Raw genomic sequence first — 26947 nt, 5'->3', positions numbered from 1 at the left:
GGTCGACATCGAAATGAGGATTCACCATGGACCACCCTCGTAGACGTACCGCACTGAAGGCATCGGCAGCGCTGCTCGGTGCCCCGATGCTCCTGTCCGCCTGCGGCGACGGCTCCTCGGAGAGTGGTGGTGATCCCGAGGGGGACCTCGTCGTCTGGTTCCCCGGTACCAATCCCGCCGAGCAGACCTTCCTCAACGATGTCCTCATCCCCGCCTTCACAGAGGCGACCGGCCGCGGGGCGGCAGCGACCTTCATCGACTGGCCCGACATGTCCACCCGCCTCAATGCCGGGTTCTCCTCGGGGACCGGCCCCGACGTCCTTGGACACGGCCCGGCTGCGGTCGCCGACCTCGTTGCCTTCGGACGACTGGAGCCTCTGGACAGTTACCTCGACCAGCTCGAGGACTCGGACATCGCAGACTTTCAGACCGCCCTCGATTCCGGGGTGGTCGACGGCGTCTCCTACGCCTTCCCCATTGCCAGCACCGGGCGACAGATCGGGTACAACGCCGCGCACTTCGAGGAAGTCGGGCTGGACCCCGACGCACCTGTGACCACATTCGAGGCCCTCAAGGAGGCAGCCGATGCACTCGCCGTCCGTGACGGTGACCAGCTCACCCGGGCCGGCGTCGTCTTCGGCGCGGAGCCAGCCTCGATGCAACAGGCCTTCACCACGATGCTCTGGGCCAACGGCGGCGAGATGCTCAGCGAAGACAGCTCGTCGGTCTTGTTCAACTCTCCGGAGGGCGTGACCGCGCTCGAGTGGTACGTAAGCCTCTACCAGGGCGATGCCCCGGTCGACAATGGGCTCGGCGGCACCTGGAACGGGCTCCCACCGGCGCAATCTCCACTGGTCACCGAGGACACCTCGATGCTGTTCGCCGACCCGTCGACCTTCCAGCAGATCCTCGCGGCGGCACCGGAGATGGATCTGCGGTTCATGGATGTCCTGTCGTTCGAAGGCAAGGAGCCGGCGGCCTTCGGGGGCGCCGCGACCAGCCTGATGATCAACCCCGACAGCGCCCGCAAGGACGCCGCCTGGGAGTTCATCACGCTCATCGGCGAAGCTGACATGAACAACCGCTACGCGGAGGATGTCGGCCACGTGCCGGTGCGCGAATCGGCGATTGAGAGCGAGTACGTGCAGAACAATCCGTCGATCGCGACCGCAGTGGAGAACTCTGCCGCCTTCCGTTCCAACCCGAACGTCCCGGGATGGACGCGGATGCGCGACACGCTGGCTCAGTACCTCGAACAGGCGCTGAACGCTCAGGTCAGCCCGCAGGAGGCACTGGACCAAGCGGCTGCCGAGGTCGAACAGATCATCGCCGAGAACGGGTGAGCCCCGTGTCCAGCGCAACCATCCCTCGGGGATCGGAGCCGCCGGAGCACACGTCGGATAACCGCGCCTCTTCGGTTGCCTCGGTAAAGCACCGACGGCGACCCCTGCATTCCGCAAGAGCCCGCGCCGGGATGATCTTCGTGGCCCCTGCGGTGCTGTACGTCGTGATCTTCCAGCTCCTCCCCGTGGCCTACGGCTTCGCCCTGAGCTTCACCCGGTACAGCCCGCTGCAGCGCGGTGCACCGACGTTCGTCGGACTCGAGAACTATGTCGCGCTGCTGGGCGATGCCGACTTCCTCAACGCCCTCTGGATCACCGCGCGCTACACGCTGCAAGTCCTCCCGGTCACCGTCGCCATCGCACTGCTCCTGGCGATTCTCGCGAACCGGCCGTTCCGTGGGGTCGGGATCTTCCGCTCCGCCCTGTACATCCCGCACATCGTCTCGTTGACGGCGGTCAGCATGATCTGGCTGTGGATGTACTCCCAGAACGGCTTGTTCAACGAACTGCTGGCTCTGGTCGATCTGGGCCCGCAGCGCTGGCTGAACGATCCGGATTCCGCCCTCAACGGGGTCTCGGTGATGCGGGTCTGGAAGGCGCTGGGCTCGAACATGGTGCTGCTGCTCGCAGGCCTGCAGACCATTCCGAAAGATCTCTACGAGCAGGCGAGCATCGACGGCGCCACCCGCTGGCACCAGTTCCGCCACGTGACGCTGCCCGGCCTCCGACCGATGCTGATCTACGTCGTCGCGATGGACATCATCTATCTGTCCCAGAGCTTCGCCGAGATCTTCGTGCTCACCTCAGGTGGCCCCCTGAATTCGACCACGACCGTGAACTACCTGATCTACACCGAAGCCTTCGACTACAGCCGCATGGGTTCGGCGTCCGCCATGGCGTTCGTGCTGTTCGCGTTCATCGCGGGCCTCACGCTGATCGCCTTGCGGGCAGGGAGGGAACGATGAGCGCCATCACGAGGGGGCCCACGCGCAGGTCGAGAATGACCCGGACCCGGAAGGCACAGATCGTCAACATCGTTCTGCTGACGGTCGTGACGCTCCTGGTGCTGTTCCCGTTCGTCTGGATGGTGAGCCTGGCATTCACCCCGGCCGAGTCGGCGTTCCGTGACGTCACCCTCTGGCCGGCCAACCCCACCTGGGACAACTTCGTCACCGCGCTGACCGTGGGCAACCTGGGCCGGGCGTTCCTGAACTCGACGATCGTCGCGCTGGTGGCCGTGGCCACGAACTGCTTCATCACGGTCTCCGCCGGGTATGCGTTCGCCCACCTGCCGTTCCGGGGCAGCAATCTCATCTTCTACGTGCTGATCGCCACCGCGGCGATCCCGGTTGCCGTGACGCTGATTCCGCTGTTCCTCATGGTCTCCAACTTTCCGTTCGCCGGAGGCAATGACGCCCTGGGACGCGGCGGCAGCGGACTGGTCGACACCCTGGGTGGCATCGCGATCCCCTACCTGGTCGGCACGATGAGCATCTTCCTGGTCCGCCAGTTCTACAAGTCCATGAACCCCGATCTCGCCGAGGCCGCCCGTATCGACGGTGCCAGCGAGTTCCGCCTGTTCTGGAGCATCTACATGCCGCTGTCGAAGCCGATCATCGCCGTGGTCGCGATCTTCTCCTTCACGGGTGTGTGGGACGACCTGCTGTGGCCGCTGGTGGTGTCCTCCTCACCGCAGAGCCAGACTGTGCAGCTCGCCCTGACGCGCTTCAGCCAGACCGGCAACATCCAATACGCCCCGCTGATGGCGGCGACGATCATCGTCACCATCCCGGTGCTGCTGGTGTTCCTGCTGAACCAGCGCCACTTCATCTCCGGCCTTTCCGAGGGCGCGGTCAAGGGCTGAGAACGGCCTACGGTATTGCGCGCCCGACTTCCCTCCAGGGAAGTCGGGCGCGCATGACCATCAGGGCTCGGTGGTTGAGGGCTACGGGGCCGGCGGCGAGTGGCAGCAGCGGGTGGAGAGCAGCGGGTGGGGCTGTTCCCTACCCGTGACCGTAGTGGCCAGCGAAACTTGCGGACCGCAGCAGGGAGCCCGCCGCAGAGTGGGCGCCCTGCTGCGTGCGGTGGGGCCGTCGTGCGGGCCGGCGTCCGGACGTGCGCTGCACGGCGAGACGCGCGGTGGGCGACGAGGAATCCTCCGGTGCCTGACGGGAGCCCTCGTCTGCGTGGCCTGGAGCAGGCCGATGACGATTCGGCAGACGGGGTTGACATGGGTCACAAGCGCGCTCTACGTTCTGACTACGTCCTTACGTAACCACGCGAATCCCCCTCCGAGCGGCGCGACGTGCGCGCCGAAGCTTAGGTGTCCAGGCCATGAACAACGCCCAAATAGCGCTAAAACCGGTGAAGGTTGGCCTCGTCGGCTCCGGCCAGCGCGCAGCGTCTTATTTCCGTAACCTCCCGTCAGATATGACTGATTCAGTCAGCCTCGCGGCGATCGCCGACCCGGACCCCGAGCGTCGGGAAGCCTTCGCCGGACTCTTCGACTCGCAGCCTGAGTTCTACGACGACGGCGTGGAGATGGTGCGTGAACGCGACCTCGACGCGGTGGTCATCGCCACGCCGAACGACCAGCACGTGCCCTACGCGCTCGAGGCGATGTCGCGCGGTCTTCCGCTGATGCTCGAGAAGCCCGTCGCGACCACCCTGGAGGGGCTCTCCGCTCTCTGGAGCGGGGAGCAGGCTCGCCCGGCCTCCCGCACCGTGGTGGGATTCGTCCTGCGGTACACGCCCTTCTACGAGCGGGTCCGGGAGATCGTCCGCTCCGGCCGGTTGGGGGAGATCCTCGCGGTCCAGGCCGATGAGAACCTCGGCACCGGGCTGACGCTGATGCAGTACCAGGGGTGGCGTCAGGACGTCGAGCATTCCGGAGGGTGGATGCTCGAGAAGTGCTGCCACGACCTCGACGTCCTCGGGTACGTCCTGGACAGCCATCCCGTGCGGGTCCATTCGATGGCCTCCGCGCTCGCGTTCCGCCCCCGGCCCGAGGACGAGCAGCTGCCGCGATTCCGCCCGGCCGCCGCACCCGGCGAACTCGACTTCGGCGACGAGGCGACGAAGAACGCCCTGCGCTCGACCACGCAGCACTCCCCCTACGCGCCGTCGGGCCTCCCGGACCGCCAGGTCGCGACCCTCGAGTTCGCCCGCGGCACACTCGCCACCTTCACCTCCGTCATGGCGCAGCCGCGCACCACCCGTCGGCTGCGGATCTTCGGCACCGAGGGCCTGCTGGAGGGCGATCTCAGCGCTCGGAGCATCGACCTGTCGTTCCCCGACCCGATCGGCGGCTCCGAGTATGCGCAGGAGCACGAGACGCTGCAGGTGGGTGCGAGCGGCCACAACGGCGGCGACGAGGTCCTGGGCGATCTGTTCTGGCATCTCGCCGCCGGTGAGGACCGGGTCCCCCGGGCGGGCCTCGCCGAGGGCATCGACGCGGTGCTGTGCGCGATGGCGCTCCAGGACTCTGCCCGGACCGGGATGCCGGTGGAGATCGCGGAGCTGCGCCGACAGGTCTTCGGCGCCGCGGAACCGGCTGCCTGATGTCATCCGCGCCCCTGCCGGCCGGCTCCTCCCTCGGCGCCGCGACCGGTCCCGCCGCGGACGGGACCCGGACACTGCCGACCGCCGCACCTCCGTCCCGGAGGCGTCGGATGCGTCGGCGTGTGGCGGCGAGCTGGCAGCTGTACCTGCTCGCCGCCCCCGCCCTGATCTTCTTCCTGATCTTCAACTACGTCCCGATGTACGGGGTGCAGATCGCGTTCAAGGACTTCATCGCGAACCAGGGGATCACCGGCAGCCCGTGGAGCGGGTTCGAGAACTTCGAGCGCTTCTTCGGCTCGTTCTACTTCTGGCGTCTGCTGAAGAACACCCTGGTGCTCAGCGTCTACCAGATGATCCTCTTCCCGTTGCCGATCATGCTGGCGCTGGCGCTCAACGAGCTGAAGAGCAAGTTCTTCAAGCGGTTCACCCAGACCCTCACCTACGCTCCGCATTTCGTCTCCACCGTCGTGGTCGTCGGCATGCTGTTCGCCTTCCTGGACCCCAACACCGGGCTGCTGAACCATCTGCTCGGGTTGATCGGGTTCGAGCCGATCCAGTTCATGCAGGACCCGGCCTGGTTCCGGCACCTCTACGTGTGGTCCGGGGTCTGGCAGTCCCTGGGGTGGAGCACGATCATCTACCTCGCCGCGCTGGCCGGCGTGAACCCCGAACTGCACCAGGCGGCCGAGGTCGACGGCGCGAACCGCCTGCAGCGGATCCGGCACGTGAACATCCCCGCCATCATGCCGACGATGGTCATCCTGTTCATCCTCGACTTCGGCAGCTTCATGTCTGTCGGCTTCGAGAAGGTGCTGCTGATGACCAACAGCCTCAATGCCGAGACGGCCGACGTCATCCAGACCTTCGTCTACGAGACGGGTCTGATCCAGGGCCAGTACAGCTACGCCGCGGCCGTCGGGCTCTTCGACTCGGTCATCAACATCATCCTGCTGATCACCGTGAACCAGCTGGCCCGCAAGTTCTCCGAGAACAGTCTGTGGTGATCCCATGAAGACGACGACCAAGCCGCGCCCCGGCGGCGCAGCCTCTGACGACACCCTCGACGGCACCCGTGTCGTGCATCGCGCCGTGGGCAGCCGCGACGACAAGTGGTTCGACCGCTTCAACGTGGCGTTCGTGCTGTTCGTGGTGCTGGTGATCGGCTATCCCCTGTGGTTCGTGGTGATCGCCTCGATCAGCGACCCCCACGCCGTGCAGACGGGCAAGGTCTGGCTGTGGCCCGTCGACGTGACTCTCGACGGCTATCGGCGGGTCTTCGGGCAGGCCGCGATCTGGACCGGGTACCGCAACTCGATCCTCTACACCCTGGTGGGCGTCGCGGTGCACCTGGGCCTGGTGCTGCCCTGCGCCTACGCCCTCTCGCGGAAGCACATGGCCGGGCGCACCGGAGTGACCTGGTACATCCTGTTCACCATGCTGTTCTCCGGCGGCATCATCCCCACTTATCTGCTGGTCAAGGACCTCGCCCTGCTGGACACGATGTGGGCGGTGATCCTGCCCGGCGCCGCCGGTGCCTGGTCGATCCTGGTGGGGCGGGCCTTCTTCACCCAGACCGTGCCCGAGGAGATCGGCGAGGCTGCCAAGGTCGACGGCGCGAACGACGTCCAGACCTTCTTCCGGATCGCTCTGCCGCTGTCCGCCCCGATCATCGTCACGCTCGCGCTCTTCCACGGCGTCGGCCTCTGGAACGAGTACTTCAAGGCACTGATCTACCTCTCGGACCGTGACAAGTTCCCGCTCCAGCTGATCCTGCGCGAGCTCCTGATCGTCTCCGAGGACCCCTCCGCGGGCGGTGGGGGCGGCGGCGACGCCGGCTCGATCGTCGACCAGGTGCGCCTGGCGTCCCTGATCAAGTACGCGGTGATGATCGTGGCCTCCTTGCCGCTGCTGATCATCTACCCGTTCCTGCAGCGGTTCTTCACGCAGGGCGTGCTGATCGGGTCGGTGAAGGGATGAGCGTGCTCCGCTCCGGGCCGGCGTCGGCCGCTGCCGGGACGCCGGGCGGCTTCCGCCCCCTGGCAGGGCTGGACGCCCTGGTCCATCGCCTCGTGCAGCTGGTGTGGCTGAACCTGTGGTGGAGCGGGCTGACGCTGCTGGGAGGCGTCGTGCTCGGCATCGGACCCGCGAGCGTCGGCGCCCACGCGGTGGCGAGCGCCTGGGCCCGCGGCGACCAGGACGTCGACGTCCCCCGCACGATGTGGGCGCAGTGGCGATCCCAGTGGGGCCGATCGGCCGTGATCGGGCTGCTGGCCATCGCGCTCGCGTGCTCCCTGACGATGACGTGGTGGCTGTCCCGCGGCGGCCCGCCGATCCCGTCGGCCATCACCCAGGGGATCGTGCTGCTCACCGCGCTCCTGCTGGCCACGACCCTGCCCTATCTGCCCTGGGTGCTCGAGCGGATCGAGCCCGGCGCCCGTCCACGGGTCTCCCTCGTGGCCGCCTCGGCGCTCGCCCACGCGCTGAGCCGGCCCGTGCTGAGCGTCGTCCTGGTCGCGCTCTGGATCGGGTGGCCGACGCTGCTGATCGTCGCGGGCTGGCCCGGGCTCCTTCCCGTCCTCGGCGTCGGTGTCCCGTTCGCCGTCTCCGCGTGGTGCCTGCATCGCGCGCTCCCCCGTCCCTCCGAGATCCCATCCGCCCACCGCTCCCCCGGCACCGGCCACCCGGTCGCACTCCGTCCCCTGCACCAATCCGAGAGGAAATCATGACCCGCTCACCCTTCACCCGCCGCACCGTCCTCGCCTCCTCCGCCGTTCTCGCCTCCACCACCGCGCTGGCGGCCTGCGGCGGCGGGGGCGGAGGCGACGACGGCGGCGACACCGCCGAGAAGATCGAGAACCCCGACGACAACATCAACCCCGAGGGCATGCCGATCGTCGAGGAGGCGACCACGATCTCCTTCATGTCCCGCCGGTCCAACGCCTCGGCGGAGGACTGGAACGAGGTCGCCGCCGCGCAGAAGACCCAGGAGCTCACCAACATCGAGGTGAACTGGGGCCTGGTCGCCGAGGAAGCGGCCATCGAGCGTCGGAACCTGCAGCTGACCAGCGGTGACTACCCGGAGGCGTTCTACCGCACCGGTATCCCCAGCGCAGACATCGCGAAGTACGGCGAGCAGGGCACCTTCGTCGCGCTCAACGATCTGATCGAGCAGTACATGCCGAACCTGACGGCACGACTGGAGGAGTACCCGGCGATCCGCACCGGCCTCACCTTCCCCGACGGGAACATCTACTCCCTGCCGGGCATCTATGACCCGAAGACCCTCGGCCTGCGCTATCAGACGAAGCTCTGGATCCGCCAGGACTGGCTGGACCAGTTCGGCATGTCTGCCCCGGAGACCCTCGAGGAGTACCAGGCCTACCTCGAGGAGGTCGCCGCGAGCATCGACGGGGCGATCCCGCTGGGCGGCCAGGACATGGGTGCGCTTCTGGTGAGCCTGTACGGGACCTTCGGTCTCTCCAACCACGGCAACGACGCGGGCCTCATCGACCTCGACGCGGACGGGAAGATCCGCTACTTCCCCGCCAGCGACGAGTACCGCGACCTGCTGACCTTCCTGAACGGTCTGTACTCCAAGGGTCTCCTGCAGCAGGACATCTACTCGACCGACGCCGCCGCGTTCACTGCCAACGGCACCGAGGGGCTGCTGGGCTCCTGCGCCGTGCAGGCCCCGGCCGGCTACTTCGGGACGGAGGGCGAGAACTACGTCGCGATGAAGCCGCTGGTGCGCAGCGCCGGCGACGAGCCGGTCTGGCACGCGGTGCGCTCGGAGCTGTCCTCGATCGGCAACTTCGTGATGACCGACAACGCCGAGCACCCGATCGAGATCGCCCGCTGGATGGACTTCTGGTTCAGCGAGGAGGGCGCCAAGCTCTTCTTCCTGGGCGTCGAGGGCGAGAGCTACGAGGAGGTCGACGGGCGTGACGAGCTGATCCCGGAGCTCCTGGAGGACAAGACGGTCGACGAGGCGCTGAAGCCCTACGTCCTGTACCTCGGCGGCTGGTACCCGGGCTGGGCCACGGGCGACTGGTTCCGCGGCGTGGAGACCTCGGAGCAGTCGACCGAGGGCGCGAAGGTCGTCGAGCCGTACGCGCTGAAGGAGGTGTGGCCCGCCTTCACCTTCAGCGCGGAGGAGTCCCAGCAGGTCACCACGATCGGCAACGACATCTCGAAGTACGCCGCGGAGTCCCAGGCCGCGTTCGTCACGGGTGACCGATCGCTGGATGAGTGGGACGACCACATCGCCACCTTCGAGCAGATCGGCCTGGCGGAGTTCGTGACCGCGCATCAGACCGCGTACGACCGCCGTCAGTGACGGCACCCGTCCCGAGGTGCGCAGCGGGCCGGGCCTGCCGCGCACCTCGGGACGGAAGCGGTGGCGCGCCGCGCGTCGTGTGTCGCGCGTCGCGCGCGGCGCGTGGCGCGTGGCGCGTCGCGACAGGCACTGGTCACGGGACCGAGCAGGTACCGTGAGCGACCTGTGGCCCGCGGAATGGACGTGCCCCGCGATCCGGCCGACGAGCCCCATGCTTCGCCCCGCGACGATGCCTCCATCTGCCCTCTTTGATCGACCGTAGAGAGTCCTTCCATGACGACGAGCCCTTCGAGCGCCGGCCCCTCCGGCGCCGACACCACGCTGGTGCGGCGATGGAATCGCAGGACGGTCCTCACCTCCCTGCGCGCGGGTCCGGAGATGACCCTGACGGAGATGGCGAAGGCGACCGGGCTGTCCCGACAGACCCTGACCGCCGTCTTCGCCGAGCTGGACGACCGGGGTCTGGTCGAGGTGCACGCGCCGGCTACCGGGACCTCGGGCCGCCCGGCGCGCCGGTACAGCTTCCAGTCCACTGCCGGATACGTGCTCGGGCTCTACTTCTCCCCGACGCAGGTGTTCGCCGTCGTCACGGACCTCGACGGCCGCATCATCTCCCGGGAGCATGCCGCGACACCGCCCGACCTCCCTGCTCCCGAGAGGCTGCAGATGGCTCGAGACATCGCCGTCCGGGCCACCGCGCCCGCAGGAGACGTGTGGGCGGTCGGGGTGGCCACCACCGGCGTCGTGGACCAGCAGGGTCACGTGCGCCGGGCGAGTCAGATCGCCGGCTGGACCGGGCTCGATCTCGCCGGAACAGTCGGTGGATGGTTCCACTGCGCGGCGGTCGCGGGGAACGACGGGACGCTCGCCGCGCTCGGCGAGAAGTGGCTAGGAGCCGCCCGCTACGCGCACGACGTCGCCCTGATCCTGTCGGGGCGCCCCACCGGCCAGGGGATCCTGCTGGGCGGTCGTGCGCACCATGGCCGGTCAGGTGCTGCTGCCGAGCTGGGACGACTGCTGCACGACCAGACCTGGAATGCCGCCGCTGTCCTCGAGACGGCCGGCCGGAGCGCGGAGGAGGTTTTCCGAGCCGCCGGGGAGGGTGAGCCGGAGGCGGCCCAGCTGGCCGATCATCTCGCCCACCACACGGCCCGCGGAGCCTCCGTCCTCGTCTCGGTGCTGGACCCCGAGCTCGTCGTGATCGCCGGCGAGTTCACGGCCGGCGGGCAGCCCTTCGTCAACGCCACGCGTCAGCACTTGGAGACGATGTGCATCAACGTCCCGGAGGTCGCCCTGTCCGTGCTGGGGGACGACGTCGTCCCCCTCGGTGCGGCGCGTCTTGCCCTCGATCACCTCGAGGAGCGGGAGTACGTCCTGGACGTGTAGGCGGAGCGCGGGCGGGTCAGCGGGAGTTGCGGATCAGGGTGATGATCTGGTCCGCATCGTGACGCAGCGGAGGCATGACGCGCTGCTCTCCCGCGGCCCGTCGCCCTCCCGCGGCCCGTCGCCCTTCCGCGGCCCGTCGCCCTCCCGCGGCCCGCTGCTCCTCTTGTGACCTTGGAGCGGTCTTGGAACCTTCATTCCGTGCCGAAGGTCGCAACGCATCCCCACCCTCCGGCACCGGGGCTCCCGATCGCTCCTCTTGTGACCTTGGAGCGGTCTTGGAACCTTCATTCCGTGCCGAAGGTCGCAACGCATCCCCACCCTCCGGCACCGGGGCTCCCGATCGCTCCTCTTGTGACCTTGGAGCGGTCTTGGAACCTTCATTCCGTGCCGAAGGTCGCAACGGTCGCTCGTCCTCCGGCACCGGGGTGGCGGGCTCCGACACCGGGGTGGCGGGCTCCGGCACCGGGGTGGCGCGAGCGGCCGCGGCCGGCTCCGGCAGCGGGGCGGCGTAGCGGGCGGCGGTGTAGGCGGAGGCGATGCGACCTGCAGCCTCCCGGTTCTCGGGCGTGACCTCGGTGTCGCCCTCGGCGATCTGATCGAGCAGGTCGCCCAGAGCGCGGGTCGGGGGCAGTGCCTCGTCGAGCGTGAGCTGCTTCGGGGGTGTGCCCCAGGCCCCGGTCCAGCTCAGGACCCGGATCACGCGGGCGCGCACCGTCAGCTCACCGGTCAGTTCCGACCAGGCCAGCTCACCGGCACGACGCCGCTCCCGCTCGATCGCGACCGCAGCGGCGGCCGCACCGGTCCCACCCGACCCGTCAGGCCTACCGGGCCCGCCGGGCTCACCGGTGGCCCCACGCCCGCCCTCGCCATCGGGTCCCCCTCCGGGCCCTCCGAGTCCACCGGGCCCACCGGCACCATCGGGCCCGCCGGCCCCGCGGCCGTCGCCGCCGTCGCCCTCTGCTCCTCCCCCGGGCCCGCCGGCGACCAGGGCGTTCCAGCGCTCGTCACGCAGGCGCACCCGGTGCCGACGGATCAGCACCACGGCCGCTGCTCCGCCCGCGGCCACGATGAAGGCGAGAGTCAGGCTGACGAACAGCCCGGACTCGACCCGCTGCACGGTCACCGGGTCGGTGACCAGGCCCCCGCCGTCGGACGTCGCGGCCTCGGTGGTGTCCTCCGGGTCCTCGGTGGTGGTGGCGTCTTCGCTGGGGGTCGTCTCGGGGTCCTCCGGGGTGGGCGACTCGCTGGGCTCCTCAGCGGGTTCCTCCTCGTCGGCGGCGGCGGGGTCGGTGACGCCGGGAGGGCTGACCCCGTTCGCGGCGGCGGCCGGCGTCGGCTCGAAGCGCACCCATCCGTGCTGGCGGCCGAACCACACCTCGGGCCAGGCGTGGGCGTTCTGCGCGCTCACGGACCACTCTTCGTCGTCCTCCTCGCCCGGGGTGAAGCCGATGACCACGCGCGTGGGGTAGCCCTGGGAGGTCATCATCAGCGCGAAGGCGGCGGCGAACTGCTCGCAGTAGCCGATGCGGTCGCTGAGGAACGATTCCAGCGGGTCCTCCCCCGGTGGGGAGTTCACCGTGAGGGAGTACGCGAAGGAATCGCGGAAGTAGTTCTGGTAGGCGACGGCGGTATCGAAGGCGTTCTCGCTCCCGGCGTCAGCGGCGACCTCGGTCGCAAGGTCCACGGCGATCTGCGGGACCTCGTCGCGGGAGGTGTACCCGGTCTCGAAGGGCTGCTCGAACACCGCGGGGTCCGCGGCCCGCAGCTCCTCAGCGGTGGCGGTGCTCTCCTCGGAGAGGATCGTGTAGTCCAGGCCGACCAGGCTGGTGCGCACCGGCTCCACGTCGACCTCACCGTTGGAGGCCCTGAGGGACAACGCGCTGGTCACTTCCGGCTGGGAGGTGTCGATGTCACGGATGTGGTCGGGGGCGGGGAGTCGGGCGCCGGCGAGGTTCTCCACGCTGAACTGCGAGCGGATGAGGTCCTCGTCCGAACCGAAGACGGCGGCTCCGTCGTTGCGGGCGTCGGAGAAGGCGGTCATCCCCATCACCGGCTCCTCCCCGCGGGCGGTGCCGCGGTAGGTCTCGCCGTCGAAGCTGTTCAGGGTGCGCAGGCGCAGGTAGGAGGGGTCCTCGCTGGTGGTCGAGTAGCGCAGAACTTCGGTGTCGTCCTGGTCGAGGAGGGAGCGTCGCACGGAGACGTCGTCGTCGATCATGACCGGGCCCAGCTGCGGCATGTCGCGGTTCTGCCACTGGTTGATCACGTCCATGTTCAGCGCCACCCGGGTGGGCGCGACGTGCGGCAGGAGGGTGCCGACGGGCACGGCGAGCGCGGCCACCAGCAGCACGCACAGCGCGGCGGCGCCGACGGTGCGGGCGGGGCTGGCCAGGGGGCCCGCCTGCGGCCGGCGGTCGCCCTCGATGTAGGCGGGGTCGGCGTGCACGGTGCGGGTCGCGAGGATCATCAGTCCTCCGGCCAGTGGCGCCGCGACGGTCCACCAGGCACCGCCGGCGGGCTGCTGCAGGGCGGGCACGAGGAGCGCGCTCATGATCGCCAACCCGGTGGGTGTGTGCCAGCCGAGGTCCACGTAGATGAGGTCCAGGACCAGCGTGACCAGGGCGATCAGCAGCACCACGATCACGGTGCCGCGGGAGCCGAGGGTCAGCGGCGCCATCCCGGAGGCGAGCTCGCTGACGGCGCCCGGGAAGATCACGGCCTGGTCGGTGAGCAGTGCGAGGGGCCCGTCGGTGACCTGCACGAGCCCTTGTGCGGCCTCGACCACGAGCATCATCAGCGCGATCACGGCCAGTTGCAGGACCGGCACCAGTGCCAGTCGCCGCAGCACGTGACGCAGCACGATCCCGGCCACGATCACCGGGGTCGCCGCGGTGAAGGTGAGTACGAACCAGGAGGAGCCGGCCAGCAGGATCGACATCGGCGCCGAGGCGAGCAGGATCGCGAGCAGCAGCAGGAGGGCACGGCCCACGAGGGCGTTGCCCTGCAGGGCGGGCCGGCCCATCAGCGGGCTCATGACTCGTCCGCCGCGTCGGTCGCGGTCAGCAGGTCATCCAGGGTGTCGGCGGTGGTGCCGCGCACGAGGGTCCAGGCGCCGAGCGAGGAGCGGGTGGGCAAGGAGGCCTGGCGGGCGGCGGCGAGCTGCTCGGCGTGGCCCTCGTGGGCGTTGCCGAAGTCGTCGCCGTCGGCGGGGCCGATGCGGCGGGCGCGGCGAGGCTGCTCGGTCTCCTCGTCGGCGAGGACGGGGGCCAGGGCGATCGCGGTGCGGTGGGTGGAGCGGCCGGCGAAGCGGTCCAGTTCGAGGCCGGCGAAGGGTTCGCCGTGGTCCGGCCCCAGGGCGATGGCGAGCGCCGTGTGCCCGGCGGCGTGATCGATGCCGACGCCGATCGTCGCGACCTCGTCGTCGTCGAAGTCGACGTCTGCCAGGGCCATCAGCGAGGCGCGCTGCTCGACGGCGTCGGCCTCGCTGCCCAGCGGGGAGGGGCCGGGGATACCGCGGCGGCGGCCGGTGCGGGTGATCTCGTCGCCGGAGGCGTCCAGGATGCGCACCTCCCAGCCGTTGAGGCCGAGGCTCTCGAGCACGGTGGCGGCGTGGGAGACCAGGCGGTCCTCGACCTCGGGGCTGGCCTCGCCGCGCCGGGTGGTGTCCAGGACGATCACGGCGCTGTGCCCGGCCGAGGGTTCGTCCTCGCGCGTCATCAGTTGACCGGTGCGGGCGCTGGCGCGCCAGTTGATGCGGCGGATGTCGTCGCCGGCGGCGTAGGGGCGGGCGATGGGGCCGATCTCGCCGACGCCCGGGGCTGCGACGGCGCTGAGGGGACCGGCCTGGGCGATGCCGGTGGCGCGCTCGGCGCCGGGGGCGAGCTCGGTGATCACGGGCAGCCCGGTGATGCGCAGGCCGTCTTCGACGGTGCGGCGCAGGTGAAACAGGCCGAACACGTCGCGCACGATGAGGCTGTAGGGGCCCAGCTCGTGAGCGCCGCGGTGCCGTACTCGCAGCACGTGCGGCATGCGCCGGGTCAGCGGCAGGTCGCCCTGGCCTCCGAGCGCTGTGGGAAGGTGTTCGCGCACGGCGCCGCGACCCAGTGGCAGCACGGTCAGCGGTGGGGTGCCGAGCAGCTCGAGCTGCACGCGGGCGACGGAGCCGACGGGCGCGGCGTCGTCGATCACCTGACGGCGGGCGTGCAGGCCGATGCTGCTGACGGCGATGCCGATCGCGCCGATCAGCAGGGCCAGCAGCAGGCCTGCGGCGAGGTAGCGGGCGGGCATCACCCGGGTGAGGTCCGAGAAGACCCAGCACAGCAGGGCCAGCACGAGCACGACGATGCCGCGTGCGGTGGGCCGCAGGGCCGTGCCGGGTCGCGGTGTCACGTCTGCGAGGTGCTCCGCAGCACCTGGTCGACGAGCTCTCCGGCGCTTCCGCCCCGCGAGAGGGCTTGCGGGGTCAGGTGCATGCGGTGGCGCCATACCGGCATGATCACGGCGCGCACGTCCTCGGGATCCACGAAGGTGCGGCCGACGAGGGCGGCGTGGGCCTTGGCCGCGCGCACCAGGTGCACGGCCGCGCGGGGGGAGGCTCCCAGCGTGACCTGCGGGTGGGTGCGAGTGGCGTCGGCCAGGCGCACCACGTAGTCCAGGATCAGCGGCGAGGCGTGGACGCGGCGCACTGCGCGCACGTGGGCGGCGATCCGTTCCGGGGTGGTGCGCCTGGCCACGGCGTCGAGGATCTCGCGGTCGCCCTCGGGGACCGGACCGGCCTGGGCGGCGAGCATGCGGGTCTCGGCGGAGTGGATCGGGTAGCCCATGGAGGTCTGGGCGAGGAAGCGGTCGCGCTGCGCCTCGGGCAGCCGGTAGGTGCCCTCCATCTCCACCGGGTTCGCGGTGGCGACCACCATGAACGGCTCCTCGAGCTCGTAGGTGGTGCCGTCGACGCTGACCTGGCGCTCCTCCATGGCTTCGAGCAGGGCGGACTGGGTCTTCGGGGAGGCGCGGTTGATCTCGTCGGCGAGCAGGATCTGCGTGAACACTGCACCACGGCGGAACTCGAACTCGCTGGTGGCCTGGTTGAAGATGCTCGCGCCGGTGACGTCGCCGGGCAGGAGGTCCGGGGTGAACTGGATGCGGTGGCGCTCGGCGCCGAGGGTTGCGGCGAGGGTCTTCGCGAGCATCGTCTTGCCCACGCCGGGGATGTCCTCGATGAGGAGATGACCGCCGGCCAGCAGCACGAGCAGCGCGATCTGGGCGACCTCGCTCTTGCCCTCGACGACGGTCGAGATCTCGGCGACCACCGCCTCGGCCTCGGCGGCGATCTCCTGGGCCTCCGCCTCGGTGAGGGGACTGAGGGCGCTGGTCGGAGCATCTTCGGGGCCACCGGCCAGTGGGGTGCCGGGACTGCGGGCCGGGTTCCACTCGTCGTGCGGAGCGCCGCCAGGTGCATCATCCTGAGTCATGCGTACTCCTTCGAGTGGTCGCGGTGAGGGTGTTCACGAAGAGTTTGCCCGGTCATGTGACGCACTTGGGCGCGATTCGAGGTGGCCTCCCCATAGAGTATGCCGGGTTGTCCCTGTCTTCCGAGGAGTGTTTCTGTGACCAGCAGTCGCCGCTCGACCCTCACCGGTCTCGGTGCCGGTCTGGTGCTCATGGCGTCGTGCGCGCTTGTTCCCGCAGCGTCGTTCGCAGCGCCGGTTCCGGGCGAGATGACTCCGATGTCCCCGACGGTGTGCGAGGGCACGGGGAACAGTGTCGCCGCGTCCCCGCAGTCCGTGAGCGTCGGTCAGAGCGTCACGATCTCCGGCGAGTGCTTCACGCCGCGTTCCAGTGGCACGGTCACGGTCATCCCGCCCGCGAGCGAGTCGGGGCCGACGACGATCGACGTCACCACCGACGAGGCCGGCAGCATCGTCGCGGACAGCTACCAGCCTGCTGTGGCAGGCGACTACTCGTACCAGGTCACGGTCGAGGGCGTCCAGAACAATGGGTCGTTCACGGTGACCGAAGCTGCCGGTGGTGGTGGTGAGGACGAGCCGACTCCGGACCCCGAACCGACCCCGGAGCCTGAGCCGACTCCCGAGCCGGAGCCGACGCCGGACCCCGAGCCCACGCCCGCTCCCGAGCCGACTCCCGAGCCGGAGCCCACTCCGGATCCCGAGCCGACACCGGATCCTGAGCCGACACCGGATCCCGAGCCGACTCCGAGCGAGCCCAGCGATCCCACGGATCCTGCCCCGACCGAGCCGGAGGAGTCCGATGACCCGGACGAGACCACGGCGCCCGTCGAGGACCAGGATCCGACCACGCCGGTCGAGGATGGTTCCTCCCCTGTCACGACGCCGAATGGCACCCCCTCCACGGATGACGAGCCCGCACCGACCGTCGGCGGCGCGCCTGCCGGCGGGGACCAGCCGTCCGCGCCTGCTGAACCGACTGGGCCGACTGGGCCGACTGAGCCGGTTGAGCCCACGGACTCGTCGGAGCCTGCTGAGTCGACCGGGCCCACGGACCCGTCGGAGCACACTGAGCCGACCGAGGCCGCGGACGCGTCGGAGTCCACTGAGCCCACAGACCCGTCTGAGCCCGCAGACCCGTCGACGTCGTCAGTTCCGGCGCCCGACGGCGCCTCGGCCGCGCAGCAGGTGAGCGCCGAGCAGGAGCGCGCCGTGGCCGCGGCACTGGGTCTCGGCGACGCTCTGAGCACTGCCGGTTCTGACCAGGACGGTTCGTCCGACGACGGCGAGCTCGCCGAGACCGGCACCGAGGTCACCGTCCCCGCCGCGCTGTCGGCCCTCGCCCTGGGTGGCGGAGCGCTCGCACTCTGGGCCGGTCGCCGCCGCCACCAGGACTGACCAGGGCCCCAGCGTCGCCAGGACCGGCCAGGTCACCGGCGCTTCCCGCACCGGCCCGCGGGTCGTGAGCCCAGGGCGACCGCACCTGCTCGCACCGGCGGGGCATCCCACGACGGCTGCGGGCTGATCAGGCTCGTCGGCTTCGGGCCGTCTGCAGGGTGGTCAGCAGCGCGATCGCCAGCGCCCCGAGCACCAGGCCGATGCCCCCGACCGCCACCGCGCCGCTCACGCCCAGCAGGGCACCGAGTCCGGCGATGGTGATGCCGTTGCCGGTGCGCATGCCGCTGCCGATCATGCCGTAGACCCCGACCACTCGTCCGCGCTTGTCGGCGGGGGCGCGCAGCTGCACGATGGCCTGCCCGACGGAGGTGGCCGCGAGGTTCGCGACCCCGCCGATCACCAGGGCCACCACGGCGACGGCGTAGTGCGTGGTGGTCGCGACGACCACAGTGGTGAGGCCGAACATCACCGCGGCGACCACGGCGGCGCGCACGTCGGCCTTGATGATGCCGGTGGCCTCGAGCAGGAAGCCTCCCACCACCCCGCCGATGCCGTTGGCGAACAGCAGCAGCCCGTAGCCGATGCCGCCCTCGTCCCCTGCGCCGAGGGTGTCGGCGAAGTTCGGCATCGCCACCGTCAGCGAGGAGCCGACGCACACGGCGATCAGCCCGGCCAGGGCGATCATCCCCACCAGCACCTTGTCCCCGGCGACGCCGCGCAGCACCTTCCCGGTGTCCAGGATCGAGACCCGATCGCGCAGGATCAGCCCGCTGCGGGTGTGCCCGGTGAACGGTGTGCGCAGCATCAGCAGGGTCATGGGCAGGTAGAACAGGACGTTCGTGAAGATCCCCCACGTCGGCCCGAGCAGCAGCATCAGCGCGGAGCCGACGACCGGCCCGGCCAGCACCCCGAGGCTCTTGAAGGTCGCGTTCAAGCGCACGGCGCTGGGCAGCTCTCGGGGTTCGGCGAAGTCGTGGAGCATGAGCTGTTCGGCCGGTCCCCACAGGGCGCCGGCGCAGCCGTGCAGCACCAGCAGCACGCAGGCGCTCCACATCTCCAAGGTGCCGGTCAGGAACAGGGCACCCCAGGCCAGGGAGACGAGGGCGAACAGGCCCTGGGCGATCTGGATGATGCGTCGGCAGTCGTACTTCTCGGCGAGGCCGCCGAAGAACACCGACAGCAGCAGGAACGGCAACCAGTGGCTGATCACCTGGAAGCCGACCAGCCAGGGCGACTGGAAGGTCTGCCAGAGCACCCAGTAGGTGATGACGTGCTCGATGTTGTCGCCCATCATCGACAGGCCGGCGGTGATCAAGTAGGGCCGGGAGTGCTTGTCGCGCAGCGGGCCGAAGCGGCGGGGGCGGGAGGCGGTGGTGGTCACGCTGTGTCACGTCCGCTCGCGGTGAGCAGGGCGCTCGTGCTCACGACGAGGCACCGAGCCCGGCCGACGGGTTTTGCCGGCACCGGTGCGTCCCGACGGCGGATTGCGGCGCCCCGGGTCGGAGCACGCTGCAAGCGGTGGTCGGCCACGGTCGTCCTTCATCTCCAGGGAAGCGCTCACCGACAGCACGACCGGTGAGCATGCGCCAGCGTATCGGGGCGCGGCGTCCGCGGGAACGGGGGGCCACGGCGTGGAAGGCCCCGTCGCGACCACCCGGTCGAGGAACAATCCCGCCAGCCCCTGCGGCCGGAGCATCGCAGGTCACAGCGGACGCCTCCGGGCCGACCCGCCTCGCGCCCCACCGTCGCCACGGCGAGGGACCGTGCTCGCGCCTAGCCTGAGGCTCCCGGCTCGTCCTGGGCCGGGAAGATCCGGCCGTCGGCGTCCTCATCAGCCGACTGCCCCCGCTGGCCCGAAGGGAGCATCTCGTGAGCAGTCCCCGTCCACCGGAAGAACCCTCCGTCGCCGATCTCGTCGATCGGCTGTCCGAGCAGACCTCCCGTCTGGTGCGTGACGAGCTGAGGCTCGCGCGCGCCGAGTACACCGAGAAGGCCAAGCAGGGCGGGACCGCCGCCGGGCTGTTCGGCGCCGGCGCTGTTCTCGCCTGGTTCGGGCTCGGGGCGCTGATCGCCACCGCGATCCTGCTCCTCGCGCTGGTCCTGCCGGCCTGGGCTGCGGCCCTGATCGTCACTGCCGTGATCTTCGCCGCCGCCGGTATCGCCGCGCTGCTGGGCAAGAAGAAGACCGAGGGCCTGTCCCCGACCCCCGAGCGGACCGTCGCCACCGTGCGCCGCGACGCCGACGAGATCAAGGAACGGATCTGAGATGACCACTGCACCCCACGGAGGTCCGCACTCCGACAACACCGGAGCCACGCCCGCCCGCGCTTCCGATCCCGCGACCGAACCCTCCCCGGATGCGACGCCCGAGGAGATCGAGGCCGACATCGCGCGCACCCGTCGCGAGCTGGGAGACACCGTCGGCGCGCTCTCCGAGCGACTCAATCCCAAGACGCAGGCGAAGCAGCAGGCGGAAGACCTCAAGGCGCAGGCCAAGCACCAAGCCGATGATCTCAAGGGACGCGTGCGCGACCAGGCGGAGCACGCCCGTCAGACCGCTCAGTCCTCCTTCGCCCAGGCGCGCGACGCGACCGTGGGAGCGGACGGCCGGCCCAGCCCGACCGGGTGGGTCGTCGCGGGCGCCGCCGCGGGCGCACTTGCCGCGGTCACCGCGCTCCTCATCCGGCGTGCCCTGTGAGCTTCGCACGCTGCTGCTGACCATCACCGCAGAACCACCGACTGTCGAAGGAGAGCACACATGGCCCACACGAAGGCCACGAGCACGTCCGCCAAGGTCCTCTACCGTCCCGTCGGGATGCTGAGCGGCATCGCCGCCGGCGCGGTCGCAGGGGTCGTCTTCAAACAGATCTGGAAGGTCGCCTCCCCGTCCAGCTCCGAGGACACTCCCAACGCGCTGCAATCGGAGTTCCCGCTGCGCGAGATCATCCTCGCCTCCGCCATCCAGGGGGCGATCTACGCGACCGTCAAGGCCGTCGTGGACCGTGGGGGCGCCCGGGCGTTCGAGCAGGTCTTCGGCGAATGGCCCGGCGACTGAGCCGCTCCCCCGCTCGGGAGGCGGCCTGCGGTGCGCGCACCGCCGGCCGCCATGGCGTGGGCGCACTACCGCGCAATAGACTGACCAGCCTCCCGTCCCGACCTCCACGGAGGACGATCATGATGACCAAGGCCCCCACCACGATCCAGGGCGCCGCAGGCGCTCAGGCGATCGGCGACCGCCTGATCCTGCCCCTCCCCGAGGCTGCCAGCGCCCAGCTGCCCTCTCGCGGCCAGGTCGCGGTGGCCGGCGACCTGAACGGCCGCGAGCTCGCCACAGTGCTCGAGCCCGACGGCCGCAAGGGCCACTGGATCTCGCTCACCGACGCGCTGCGGCAGGAACTGGACCTCCACGACGGCGAGGAGGTCACCTTCACCCTCACCACCACCAAGGAGTGGCCGGAACCGGACGTGCCCCAGGACCTCGTCGTCGCACTGGACGAGGCGAGCGATCTCGAGGAGACCTGGCGCGCCATCACCCCGATGGCCCGCTGGGAGTGGGTGCGCTGGGTGGGCGCGACGAAGAATGCCGAGACCCGCGCCAAACGCGTGGACGTCTCCATCGACAAGCTGCGCGGGGGCAAGCGCCGCCCCTGCTGCTTCGACCTCGCCTCCTGCACCGACCCGGAACTGTCCAAGAGCGGGAAGCTGCTCGGGATCGAGTGACCGCGAGTCCGCGTCCCTGGAGACGCCGGAGCCGGCCGAGACGGGGGATGGCGCTGCGCGTCCCGCAGGGCCATCCCCCGCAGTTCGTCAGCTGACCGTCAGGACGGTCTTGCCCACGAGCTTGCCCTGCGCCGAGTCATCGTGCACGCCGCGCAGTTCCTGCAGCGGCCGGCGGTCGACGATGTTCAGTGCGATCCGGCCCTGGTCCAGGCGCGACACCAGGTCCGCCAGGTGGGAGCCGTTGGGCTGCACCCACACACTCGCCGTGCGGACGGCGCGCTGGTCGTCCGCTGGCACCGCCCCCGCGGAGCTGACCGCAATGCCGTCGTCCGCGACATAGGCGGTCAGCTTCGCCAGGTCGTCCGGGCCGAGGCGGACGTGGTTGACCACGACATCGAAGGGCCCGCCCACGGCGCTCGGGCCCGCATCGAGATCCAAGGGATCGATGACCGTGGACGCGCCGTACCCGAGCAGACGGTCGGCGTGCTTGGGCCTGTCCACAGCGGTCACCGTCGCGCCGGCATCTGCAGCAAGCTGCACGACGATGCTGCCCACTGCTCCACCGGCGCCGTTGACCAGCACGCTCTGCCCGGCCTGGATGTCGGCCAGCTCGATGGCGGCCTGCCGGGCCGCCAGTCCGGTCAGCGGCAGTGCCGCGGCATCGACCAGTGGCAGCGTGCGGGGTGCCCTCGCGACGGAATCGGCGGCGATGACCGCGTAGTCCGCGGCGCCGCCGTGCTGGTTCAGCGGGAACATCCCGATGACAAGGTCTTCGACCTGGATCCCGGTGACGCCCTCCCCCAGTTCGACGACGGTGCCGGCGACGTCCAGCCCCGGCGTGATCGGCAGCGGGGTCGGGATCGCTTCGGCCAGCACACCCAGACGGATGTGGTCGTCCACCGGGTTGAACGAGGTCGCGGCCACCTTCACCAGCACCTGGCCGGGACCGGGCACGGGGAGGTCCACCTCCTCTGTGCGCAGAACCTCGGTGCCGCCGAACTGGTGGTATCGAATCGCCTTCACAGGACTCTCCTCATGATGTCTGTTGTCAGCGGCCCTCCCGGAAAGAGGACCGGATGCCACCTCGGGACTTGCCTAGGCAACTCCCGGCAGTCTGTCGGACTTGCCTAGGCAAGTCAACTGGGATGGATCGAGGGTAGGGTCTCGTCCCATGACCGATTCCCCTCCATGGCTCGACGAGCAGCAGCAGGCGGTGTGGCAGGACCTGCTCACCATCGTGATCGCGCTGCCGACGCTACTCGATCGGCAGCTGGAACGCGATGCCGAGACGACGAACTTTGAATACAGCGTGCTCGCCCGCCTCTCCACCGCCCCGGACCGCGCCCTGCGCCTCAGCACCCTGGCCACCCAATGCGACAGCACCCAGCCCCGGCTCTCGAAGGTCATGGTCCGCTTCGAGCAGCGCGGCTGGGTCACCCGGAGCCCCGATCCGGGCAACGGGCGCTACACGCTGGCCACATTGACCGACGCCGGGATGCAGAAGGTCGTCGCGAGCGCCCCGGGTCATGTGGATCGCGTGCGCGAGCTGGTGTTCGACCCGCTCAGCGCCGCGCAGCAGCGCAACCTCGGGATCGCTCTCTCCCGCATCGCCGGGCCCCTCCGCGAACAGCTCGACGACCGCACCTGACTCGGGCCCGGGCGTGCGGGTTCGAGTGTGCGGCCTTCGGGCCCCGGACACGGCGCCTGACCGACACGGCGACGGGCGCGAGCCCGCGATGGGCGCCTGAGGGCCGGATCAGTATCCGGGCTCAGGGCCCTGATCTGGCACTGTTCGGCAGCGGTCCTGCTCGGCAGCAGAGGGTCTCACTCCACCGGGGCGGGCTCGGCTTTCTCGTCACGCCGGGTCTCCCCTGCTGGCGCGGTCTTCCTTGCACGCAGAGTCCCGACCTTCTCGGTGAGACGCAGGGCGAAGCGGTTCTGCGTCAGCGTCGTGCGCAACCAGGTCGCGATCGCGATCCAGGTGGCCCCGGAGACCAGGACGGCGTCGGCCGAAGCCATGATGCCGGAGAAGAACGGAAGCCCCATGAGCACCGCGATGCTGAGGTGCATCCCCAGCAGGGTGATCAGCGCAATCCGTCGTGTCACCGTGTTGAACAGCAGGAACGGGAACGCGATCTGCGCGATCACGGTCACGTAGGTCGCGATGAAGACCGGCAGTGTCCACTGGGTCAGCAGATCCGTGAGCCCGGGGAACACGCCGTAGGCCACGGACTGCAGCGGGTAGTACACCGCGGTGCCGTTCTGCCACAGGGTGCCCTGGACCTTGTAGAGCCCGGCCTCGAAGTAGACGATGCAGACCTGGGCGACCACGAGGCAGAGACCGATGTTGTGCAGCACGGAGCCGGTCTGCGTCTCGGGGCTCGCCGTCGCGGCCCGGCGCCGAGCATCGAGGGACCAGCGGCGCGAGACATCCACCAGGATCAGGTAGATGAGCATGATCCGGATGAAGTAGTTGCCGCCGTCGGAGATCGGCGTGTTCTGGCCGTTCAGCGCGGTGTAGGCGATGAACAGCAGCGGGGTGACGATGCGGGTGCGCCAGCCCAGGAGGAAGGCGACCACCAGCGCGATGGTGACGATGTACCAGAGCCAGAACACTCCTGGGCCCGCGGATTGCAGCAGGTCGAAGGGGAAGTTGTAGCCGAGGATCTCGCGGTACGGCTGCCAGTACCCGGAGCCCGGGCCCCAGATCCGGGAGGCGATGGGGAGGTTCAGCAGCAGCCAGCCCAGCAGGAAGCTGCCGGAGGCGATGCGCATGACGGCGAAGCCGTAGTCGGCGTGACGGTCCGCGATGAACCAGGTGACGACGCGGTCCAGCAGACGCTGGGGCAGGTCGCGCTGGTGGCGCAGCCAGCTGCGGATCGGAGTGGTGGTGCTCGGTGCGTTCACGCCCATGCCGCCTTCACGTCGTCGTCGAACTCCATGGCGGGGCGCCACCCGATGTTCATCCACGACTGGGAGCGCTCCTCCGGCGGGTCATCTCGCTGCGCAAAGCTCGGTACGGCCTCTCGGAGCATCCGCACTTCGACCAGGGTCACGGCGTCCCCGTACTCCTGCTGCATGTACAGCGTGCCGAGGCCCACGGCGGTGTCCTCGAGGCGTTGGTAGGTGCGCAGGTTGCTCAGCTGGGACGGGTTGTACGTCTCCTCGGCCTCCGAGGAGTAGAGGTCGACACCGAACACTGGATCCCCGTCGATGTGGTTTCCCTCGACCGTGGAGCGCTGCTCGTCGGTCAGCCGCGAGGCGGCTGGCCAGAACCGGCCATGGACGACCTTGGACTGCCGGTTCTCGCGATTGGCGAAGACGTTGTACTTCACGGACTCCATCTCCTCCGCGGTCACGTTGTGCCAGTCGGTGAACTCAGCGCCGGCTTCGGCGCCACCCGCGCACGCATCGAGCTCGCTCACGCAGGCGCGCACCATCATGTATTCGTCCTGGGAGTACGGGCCCGGGGCGAAGAGGTTCCAGCCCTGGTCCAGCGGGCCGAGGAAGTAGCGGTTCAGCGCCGGCTGCAGGGAGGCCTTGAGGGGCGTGTCCGGGCCGGTGTAGGCGAGAGTCGCACCGATGTGACCGGTGGCGAGGAGTCCGACGGCTGCCAGGACCACCGCGGGCAGACGGCGGATGCGGGGCTTTGTCATGCGAGATGAGTCCGTTCTGCGAACTTAGCGAGGACGCGTGTATGACGGCCCGATGGCCGCCGGGCCGACACCTGAGTGTCGGCCCGACGGCCATCAGAGATGGTTCCGTATCGCTCAGCGACCGGAGCGACGGGAGACGACCAGGCCCGCGCCACCTGCAAGCAGGAGCAGGGCGGCCAGTCCGACCATCGCAGCGGTGCCCGCGGCACCGGTCTGGGCGAGGGAGCCCGAACCGTTGCTCGAGGAGCCGTTGCCACCGGTCGAACCGTTACCGGTCGAACCGTTGCCACCGGTCGCGTTGTCCGCATCGTTGGCGCCGGTGTTGTCGGACGCGTTGTCCGCACCGTTGGCAGCAGCGTTGTCCGCGCCGTTGTCGTCGCCGGAGCCGGCGGTCACGGTGAGGTCCGCGGTAGCGGTCTCTCCGGTCTCGGCGGAGGCGTCGACGGTGTAGTCGCCGGGGGCAGAGCCCTCGGGAACCGTGATGTCGGCGGTGAAGTTTCCGTCGTCATCGGTGGTCACGGTGACCGAATCGCCGACGGCATTGCCCTCGGGATCGACCAGCTGCACCTCGACCTCGGTGTTCGGCGGGAAGTTCTCGCCGGTCACCGTGGTGGAGTCGCCATCTTCGACCGTGTCCGGATCGACGGTGACGGTCGGATCGACCGTTGCGTCATCACCGGTGTTGTCGTCGCCGTTGGTCACCGCGAGGTCCGCAGAAGCTTCGTCGCCGGCTTCCGTGGTGGCGTCGACGGTGTAGTCACCGGCGACACTGCCCTCGGGGACGGTGATGTCGGTGGTGAAAGCACCCTCGTCATCAGTGGTGACCGTGACCGGATCGCCGACGGCATTGCCCTCGGGATCGACCAGCTGCACCTCGACCTCGGTGTTCGGCGGGAAGTCCTCGCCGGTCACCGTGGTGGAGTCGCCATCTTCGACCGTGCCCGGATCGACGGTGACGGTCGGATCGACCGTTGCGTCATCACCGGTGTTGTCGTCGCCGTTGGTCACCGCGAGGTCCGCAGAAGCTTCGTCGCCGGCTTCCGTGGTGGCGTCGACGGTGTAGTCACCGGCGACACTGCCCTCGGGGACGGTGATGTCGGTGGTGAAAGCACCCTCGTCATCAGTGGTGACCGTGACCGGATCGCCGACGGCATTGCCCTCGGGATCGACCAGCTGCACCTCGACCTCGGTGTTCGGCGGGAAGTCCTCGCCGGTCACCGTGGTGGAGTCGCCATCTTCGACCGTGCCCGGATCGACCGAGACGACCGGGTTGTCGGCGGTGGCGTCGTCACCGGTGTTGTCACCGGTGTTCTCAGCCGCATTGTCAGCCGTGTTCTCGGCTGCGTTGACCTCGGTGTTCACCTCAGTGTTCGCGTCCGTGTTCACCTCAGTGTTCTCAGCCGCATTGTCAGCCGTGTTCACGTCAGTGTTCTCGGCTGCGTTGACCTCGGTGTTCACCTCAGTGTTCGCGTCCGTGTTCACCTCAGTGTTGTCGGCCGTGTTGTCGGCGGCGCCGTCCTCGACCGGGACGACGGTGAACGAATCGGAGTCTCCGAGAGTCGGATCCTCGTTGTCGATGACCGTCACCGTGTAGTCGCCGAGCTCGTAACCGGACGACGGCAGCCGGAAGCTGACTTCGCCGTTCTCATCAACTGCGACCGTGGTGATGTTCTCCCCGGGGACAGCAATCGCTGCAAGCAGCGAGATGGTCTCGTTCGCGATTGCGAGCGTCTCGGTCCGCGGCTCGATGACCGGGCCGTCAACCGGCTTCAGGTAGACCTCGGCCGACCCGTTCGCGGTGTAGCCGTTGCCCTGGACCAGGACGTCGTCCTGACCCTGCACTGCACGCTTGGGAGTCAGATCGATCTCCGCGCGAGCCGTGTTGTCCTCCGTGTTGTCGCCGGTGTTGTCCGCCGTGTTCACCTCGGTGTTCACGTCAGTGTTGTCCGTCGTGTTGTCCGCGTCGTTCTCCGTGGTGTTCACGTCGGTGTTGTCCGTCGTGTTGTCCGCGTCGTTCTCCGTGGTGTTCACGTCGGTGTTATCCGTCGTGTTGTCCGCGTCGTTCTCCGTGGTGTTCACGTCGGTGTT

The 26947-nt window shown here is 69.5% G+C and carries 23 protein-coding genes; 15 read left to right on the top strand and 8 right to left on the bottom strand.

The genetic code is table 11. From position 1 onward, the window contains the following. Window positions 1-26: 26 nt before the first annotated feature. The 9 genes from INT51_RS18230 (at window position 27) to INT51_RS18190 (ending at window position 10626) form a co-directional block, all read left to right on the top strand. The gene (locus INT51_RS18230; protein WP_193106765.1) at window positions 27-1343 is read left to right on the top strand and encodes an ABC transporter substrate-binding protein; all 1317 of its coding nucleotides are present in this window, start codon (window positions 27-29) and stop codon (window positions 1341-1343) included. 131 nt (window positions 1344-1474) lie between these two features. Beyond that, window positions 1475-2308 (top strand): carbohydrate ABC transporter permease, encoded by an 834-nt coding sequence (locus INT51_RS18225; RefSeq protein WP_193106764.1) that lies wholly within the window; start codon window positions 1475-1477, stop codon window positions 2306-2308. 35 nt (window positions 2309-2343) lie between these two features. Further along, window positions 2344-3207 (top strand): carbohydrate ABC transporter permease, encoded by an 864-nt coding sequence (locus INT51_RS18220; protein WP_193106763.1) that lies wholly within the window; start codon window positions 2344-2346, stop codon window positions 3205-3207. 470 nt (window positions 3208-3677) lie between these two features. Further along, window positions 3678-4904: a Gfo/Idh/MocA family protein gene (locus tag INT51_RS18215; RefSeq protein WP_193106762.1), complete on the top strand. Its 1227-nt coding sequence runs from the start codon at window positions 3678-3680 to the stop codon at window positions 4902-4904. Next, window positions 4904-5908: a sugar ABC transporter permease gene (locus tag INT51_RS18210; RefSeq protein ID WP_226985896.1), complete on the top strand. Its 1005-nt coding sequence runs from the start codon at window positions 4904-4906 to the stop codon at window positions 5906-5908. Before INT51_RS18215 ends, INT51_RS18210 begins: the two co-directional genes overlap by 1 nt. 4 nt (window positions 5909-5912) lie before the next feature. After that, window positions 5913-6881 (top strand): carbohydrate ABC transporter permease, encoded by a 969-nt coding sequence (locus INT51_RS18205; RefSeq protein WP_193106761.1) that lies wholly within the window; start codon window positions 5913-5915, stop codon window positions 6879-6881. After that, entirely contained in the window at window positions 6878-7630 is a 753-nt protein-coding gene (locus tag INT51_RS18200) for a YesL family protein (protein ID WP_193106760.1), read from the top strand. Before INT51_RS18205 ends, INT51_RS18200 begins: the two co-directional genes overlap by 4 nt. After that, a complete protein-coding gene (locus INT51_RS18195) occupies window positions 7627-9240 on the top strand; it encodes an extracellular solute-binding protein (protein ID WP_193106759.1) in 1614 nt (537 codons plus the stop codon). Before INT51_RS18200 ends, INT51_RS18195 begins: the two co-directional genes overlap by 4 nt. Before the next feature lie 273 nt (window positions 9241-9513). Beyond that, window positions 9514-10626 (top strand): ROK family transcriptional regulator, encoded by a 1113-nt coding sequence (locus INT51_RS18190; protein ID WP_193106758.1) that lies wholly within the window; start codon window positions 9514-9516, stop codon window positions 10624-10626. A 16-nt stretch (window positions 10627-10642) separates the two neighbouring features. Here INT51_RS18190 and INT51_RS18185 read toward each other — a convergent pair whose 3' ends face one another. From INT51_RS18185 to INT51_RS18175, 3 genes are read right to left on the bottom strand one after another with little or no spacing between them, the layout of a single operon-like run. Then, window positions 10643-13657: a DUF3488 and transglutaminase-like domain-containing protein gene (locus tag INT51_RS18185; RefSeq protein WP_193106757.1), complete on the bottom strand. Its 3015-nt coding sequence runs from the start codon at window positions 13655-13657 to the stop codon at window positions 10643-10645. Continuing rightward, on the bottom strand, window positions 13654-15012 hold the full coding sequence (locus tag INT51_RS18180) for a DUF58 domain-containing protein (protein ID WP_304502247.1): 1359 nt from the start codon (window positions 15010-15012) through the stop codon (window positions 13654-13656). The genes INT51_RS18185 and INT51_RS18180 overlap by 4 nt, the downstream gene beginning before the upstream one ends. Beyond that, window positions 15009-16091, bottom strand: a complete 1083-nt coding sequence (locus tag INT51_RS18175; RefSeq protein ID WP_193106755.1) for a MoxR family ATPase — start codon at window positions 16089-16091, stop codon at window positions 15009-15011. The genes INT51_RS18180 and INT51_RS18175 overlap by 4 nt, the downstream gene beginning before the upstream one ends. Before the next feature lie 135 nt (window positions 16092-16226). On the opposite strand from INT51_RS18175, the gene INT51_RS18170 reads away from it, so the two are divergent. Beyond that, window positions 16227-17483 (top strand): hypothetical protein, encoded by a 1257-nt coding sequence (locus tag INT51_RS18170; RefSeq protein ID WP_193106754.1) that lies wholly within the window; start codon window positions 16227-16229, stop codon window positions 17481-17483. A 127-nt stretch (window positions 17484-17610) separates the two neighbouring features. Here INT51_RS18170 and INT51_RS18165 read toward each other — a convergent pair whose 3' ends face one another. Continuing rightward, window positions 17611-18864 carry an MFS transporter gene (locus INT51_RS18165; protein WP_193106753.1) on the bottom strand — a complete coding sequence of 418 codons (1254 nt, stop codon included), beginning with the start codon at window positions 18862-18864 and terminating at the stop codon, window positions 17611-17613. Window positions 18865-19352: 488 nt separating this feature from the next. Between INT51_RS18165 and INT51_RS18160 the strand changes: the two genes are divergently transcribed. From INT51_RS18160 to INT51_RS18145, 4 genes are all read left to right on the top strand, one after another. Beyond that, complete coding sequence (locus INT51_RS18160) at window positions 19353-19748, top strand: phage holin family protein (protein ID WP_193106752.1); 396 nt, start codon at window positions 19353-19355, stop codon at window positions 19746-19748. Window position 19749: 1 nt separating this feature from the next. Then, window positions 19750-20181, top strand: coding sequence for a DUF3618 domain-containing protein (locus tag INT51_RS18155; protein ID WP_193106751.1), 432 nt, complete (start codon window positions 19750-19752; stop codon window positions 20179-20181). A 60-nt stretch (window positions 20182-20241) separates the two neighbouring features. Beyond that, window positions 20242-20538, top strand: a complete 297-nt coding sequence (locus INT51_RS18150) for a DUF4235 domain-containing protein (RefSeq protein ID WP_193106750.1) — start codon at window positions 20242-20244, stop codon at window positions 20536-20538. A 122-nt stretch (window positions 20539-20660) separates the two neighbouring features. Beyond that, a complete protein-coding gene (locus INT51_RS18145; protein WP_370540830.1) occupies window positions 20661-21203 on the top strand; it encodes a YdeI/OmpD-associated family protein in 543 nt (180 codons plus the stop codon). An 87-nt stretch (window positions 21204-21290) separates the two neighbouring features. Here INT51_RS18145 and INT51_RS18140 read toward each other — a convergent pair whose 3' ends face one another. Beyond that, a complete protein-coding gene (locus INT51_RS18140) occupies window positions 21291-22226 on the bottom strand; it encodes an NADP-dependent oxidoreductase (protein ID WP_193106748.1) in 936 nt (311 codons plus the stop codon). Window positions 22227-22374: 148 nt separating this feature from the next. On the opposite strand from INT51_RS18140, the gene INT51_RS18135 reads away from it, so the two are divergent. Further along, window positions 22375-22851: a MarR family winged helix-turn-helix transcriptional regulator gene (locus INT51_RS18135; RefSeq protein WP_193106747.1), complete on the top strand. Its 477-nt coding sequence runs from the start codon at window positions 22375-22377 to the stop codon at window positions 22849-22851. Window positions 22852-23027: 176 nt separating this feature from the next. Here the strand turns inward: INT51_RS18135 and INT51_RS18130 are convergent, their stop codons facing one another. The 3 genes from INT51_RS18130 to INT51_RS18120 all read right to left on the bottom strand — a co-directional run. Continuing rightward, window positions 23028-24110 carry an HTTM domain-containing protein gene (locus INT51_RS18130; RefSeq protein WP_193106746.1) on the bottom strand — a complete coding sequence of 361 codons (1083 nt, stop codon included), beginning with the start codon at window positions 24108-24110 and terminating at the stop codon, window positions 23028-23030. Beyond that, the gene (locus INT51_RS18125) at window positions 24107-24859 is read right to left on the bottom strand and encodes a DUF5819 family protein (RefSeq protein ID WP_193106745.1); all 753 of its coding nucleotides are present in this window, start codon (window positions 24857-24859) and stop codon (window positions 24107-24109) included. The genes INT51_RS18130 and INT51_RS18125 overlap by 4 nt, the downstream gene beginning before the upstream one ends. A gap of 114 nt (window positions 24860-24973) precedes the next feature. After that, on the bottom strand, window positions 24974-26947 hold a 1974-nt coding region (locus INT51_RS18120), incomplete at its 5' end, for a hypothetical protein (RefSeq protein WP_193106744.1).

The organism is Brachybacterium sp. FME24, from assembly GCF_014897705.1.
Classification (GTDB): Bacteria; Actinomycetota; Actinomycetes; order Actinomycetales; family Dermabacteraceae; genus Brachybacterium.
The sequence above is the reverse complement of the archived record's forward strand: the minus strand, read 5'-3'. Positions and strand labels throughout refer to the sequence as shown.